Here is a 4,187-nt window from a genome sequence, read left to right on the forward strand (position 1 = left end):
GACGGTATGTTCCGACTCCTGCTTGCCGATGAACAGCCGGGTCAGCCCGTCCGAGAGCCTGTCCATGTACAGGAACAGGACCGGCGTGATGAACAGCGTCAGCACCTGGGAGATCATCAGGCCGCCGACGACGGCGATGCCGAGCGGCTGGCGCAATTCAGCGCTCGCGCCCGCACCGAGCGCGATCGGCAGCGTTCCCATCAATGCCGCAAGCGTCGTCATCAGGATCGGCCGGAAACGCATGAGGCAGGCCCGGTGGATGGCCTCCTTCGCCGCCTCCCCTTCGCGCCGGAGCACCAGGGCGACGTCGATCATCATGATCGCGTTCTTCTTGACGATGCCGATCAGCATCAGCAGGCCGATGATGGCGATGACCGAGAGGTCCATATCGAAGAGCCTGAGTGCCCCGAGCGCGCCGATCGCAGCCGAAGGCAGGCCGGTCAGGATCGTCAGCGGGTGGATGAAGCTTTCGTAGAGGATGCCGAGCACGATGTAGATCGTCAGGATCGCTCCGGCGATGAGCAGACCCTGGTTCGCCAGCGAATCCTGGAAGGTCTTGGCGGTTCCGGCGAGTGTGGTCGAGAGGGACTTCGGCAGGCCGATCTGCTCCTTGAGCGCGTTGATGCGATTGACGCTGTCACCGAGCGCGACGCCGGCCGGCAGATTGTAGGAGATGGTCACTGCCGGCAGCTGGCCGAGCTGATTGACCGTGAGCTGGCCGGCCGTGCGCTCGACCCGGGCGAAGGACCCGAGCGGGATCAACGTACCGTTCTTGGCCCGCACGCGGATGGCGTTCAGGCGCTCGGGCGTCCAGCGCTCGTTCGGGTTGAACTCGACGACGACGTTGTAGTTGTCGCCGGTCGTGTAGATCGTCGAGACCTGCCGGACGCCGAAGCCGGAATAGAGCGTCGAGCGCAGGATGTCGGCCCCGATGCCGAGCGCATTGGCCTTGTCGCGGTCGATGGTGAGCGTGGCCTGCAGGGCGTTGTTCTGGAGATCGGTCGTAACGTCGGCGAAGATCGCGCGGTCGCGGCTCATCGCATCGGCCAGGCGCAGGGACCAGTCGTTCATCAGCGCCTGATCCAGCCCCTGGACGACGAGCTGATACTGGCTCTTGGAGGACCGCGCCCCGATGTTCAGGTTCTGGACGGGGACCATGTAGGTGTTGATGCCCGCCACCTGCGCAAGGTCGCGCCGCAGCGAACCGAGCACCTGCGGCAGTTTCGGGCGCTCGTCGAGCGGCTTCAGCTCGACGAAGAGGCGCCCGGAATTGAGCGCGCTGCCGCCCCCGCCATTGCCGCCGACCGACGAGGCGACATGCGCGACGTAGGGCGACTTGCGGAAGATGTCGGCGACCTCCGATTGCAGCTTCAGCATCGCGTCGAAGGAGATGTCCTGCCGCGCCTCGGTCGAGACCTGTAGCTGGCCGATATCCTCCTGCGGGAAGAAGCCCTTCGGCGTCGTCTGCAACAGCCAGACGGTTCCGGCCATCGTCAGGAAGAAGGCCAGCAGCATCAACGGCTGGAAGCGCAGGCAGAACGTCAGCCCATAATCATAGCCGGCGAGCAGCTTGTCGAAGCCCTTCTCCAGAACGCGGCCCAGCGCGTTCTCCTGATGGTGCTCGGAGTACCCCGAGAGGAGGCGCGAGCACAGCATCGGCGTCAGCGTCAGCGAAACGAAGGCGGAGGCGAGGATCGAGACCGTCACCACCACGGCGAACTCGTTGAAGATGCGGCCGATCACGCCGCCCATCAGCAGCACGGGTATGAAGACGGCAACCAGCGAGAGCGAGATCGAGATGATGGTGAAGCCGATCTCGCTCGCCCCTTTCAGCGAGGCCTCATAAGCCGAGAGCCCGTCCTCCTCCATGTGCCGGACGATGTTCTCCAGCATGACGATGGCGTCGTCGACCACGAGGCCGACCGAAAGCGTGAGGCCGAGCAGCGAGATGTTGTCGATCGAGAAGTCGAGCATGTACATCGCGGCAAGCGTCGCGATGATCGAGATCGGCACGGCGACCGCCGGGATGAAGGTCGCGGCGATCCGGCGCAGGAAGACGAATATCACCATGATCACCAGCGCAATGGTGAGCAGCAGGGTGAATTGCACGTCCTCCACCGCCTGGCGGATCGAAGTGGAGCGGTCGTTGAGCAGGGAAAGCGCAGCGGCGGCCGGCAGTTGCTCCTCGAAGGCCGGGATCATCGCCTTGACGCGATCGACGACTTCCACGGTGTTGGCGTCGGGCTGGCGCTGCACTGCCAGCACGATGGCCGGGGTGCCGTCGTAGGTGCTGCGGGTCTGCGTGTTCTCCACGGAGTCGATCACCTTGGCGACGTCGCCGAGCCTGACCGGCTTGCCGCCGCGGGTCGCGATGATGACGCTGGAGAACTGGGCGGCGTTGGCGAGCTGCGTCTGCGCCTGAATGGTCAACTGCTGCGCGGTGTTCTGGATCGTGCCGACCGGCGTGTTGGCGTTGGCAGCGGTGATGGCCAACTGCAGCTCGTCGAGGCCGATGCCGCGTGCGGCGAGCGCCGTCGGGTCGATCTGGATGCGAACCGCGTATTTCTGGCTACCGAAAATCAGGACCTGCGCGACACCGTCGACGGTCGACAGTGCCGGCGAAATCACCTGTTGTGCGAAAGCATCGAGCTGCGAAAGCGGCACGACATCGCTCTTCAGCGCCATCAGGATGATCGGCGCATCGGCCGGGTTCACCTTTCGGTAGCTCGGCGGCGTCGTCATCTCGATCGGCAATTGCCTGAGCGTGCGGGTGATCGCGGCCTGCACGTCGGCCGCGGCGGCGTCGATGTCACGGTTCAGCACGAACTGGATGGCGATCGACGTCGCGCCTTGGGAATTCGTGGTCGAGATCGAGTCGATGCCGGCGATGGTGCCGAACTGCTTGATCAGCGGGGTCGCGATCGATGTCGCCATGGTATCCGGCGACGCGCCCGGCAGCTGGGCCGAGACGTTGATGACCGGGAACTCGGCCCGCGGCAGCGCCGCGACCGGCAGGAAGCGCCATGCGAACAGCCCCGCCAGCACCAGCGAGACCGACATCAGGATCGTGGCGACGGGGTGCTTGATGCAGAAGGAGGAGACGTTCATGACCGCTCCGCCCCTGCGACCGGCGTGCTCTGCTGCGGCTTCTCGCCGGTCGCGGCGCGTTCGCGCACCCGGCTGCCCTGCTTCAGGCGCATCTGGCCATCGATGACGACCCGCTCGCCCGGGGCCACACCCTCGAGCACGGCGGTCTTGTCGCCGTCGCTCAGGGCGATCTTGAGCTGACGCAGGTCGACGGTGGAATCCGGCTTCACGACGAAGGCGTACGGGCCTTTCTGCCCGGTCTGGACGGCGACCGTCGGGATTACGGCGACACCCGTCAGCGTCTCCGGGATGATCTCCACATCGACATACTGGCCGGGCCAGAGACTGAGGTCGTCATTGGCGAAGGCGGCCTTGGCGGTGATGGTTCCCGACGTCATGTCGACCGTCGAATCGACGAAGTTGAGCTTGCCTTCCGCCGGCGGGCGGCCCGAGTTCGGAACGCGCGCCGTCACCGATATCGGCCTGGCCGCGGCAAGTGCGCCCTGCAGTGTCGAAAGCTCGTGCTCGGGCATGGCGAAGGACACGCGCAGCGGCTTCATCTGCGTGATCGTCAACAGGCCGCTGGTGGCGCTGCTGCTGTTCGCATTGGCATTGACGAGGTTGCCGGGCGTGACCTGCACCGCTCCGATCCGGCCGTCGATCGGCGCCGTGATCCGCGTATAGCCCAGCTTCAGCCGGTCCGCATCCAGCGTGGCGTGATCGCCCTGGATGCTTGCCGCCGATGCGCGCTCGTCGGCAGTCGCCTGATCGACCTGGGCCTGAGTGCCGGAATTGCGCGCGAGCAGCTGCTTGTAGCGATCGAGGTCCGCGACGTTGCGGTTATGGGTCGCCTCGTCGCGCGCCAGCAACGCCTCGTCCTTGGCGATCTGGGCCTTGATGTCGCGATCGTCGAGCGTGAAGAGCAGGTCGCCGGCCTTGACGAACTGTCCGTCCGTCACGTGCTGCTGCATGATCTGGCTATCGATGCGCGAGCGCACGATGACGCTCGCCGGCGTCTCGACGAAACCGATGGCACGCTTGCGCACCGGAAAATCGGACTGAACCGCCGGTGCCGAAACGACAGCCACCGGCGCGTCGCC

The 4,187-nt window shown here is 65.6% G+C and carries 2 protein-coding genes; both read right to left on the minus strand.

All coding sequences use genetic code 11. From position 1 onward, the window contains the following. Window positions 1-3,108: efflux RND transporter permease subunit (locus ACIPIA_RS11310; protein WP_400509521.1), on the minus strand; the 3,108-nt coding region annotated here is incomplete at its 3' end. Then, window positions 3,105-4,187, minus strand: a 1,083-nt coding sequence (locus ACIPIA_RS11315; protein ID WP_400509523.1) for an efflux RND transporter periplasmic adaptor subunit, incomplete at its 5' end; no start/stop codon positions are given. The genes ACIPIA_RS11315 and ACIPIA_RS11310, both read right to left, overlap by 4 nt.

It is taken from the genome of Allobosea sp. CER48 (assembly GCF_044752385.1).
GTDB lineage: Bacteria > Pseudomonadota > Alphaproteobacteria > Rhizobiales > Beijerinckiaceae > Allobosea.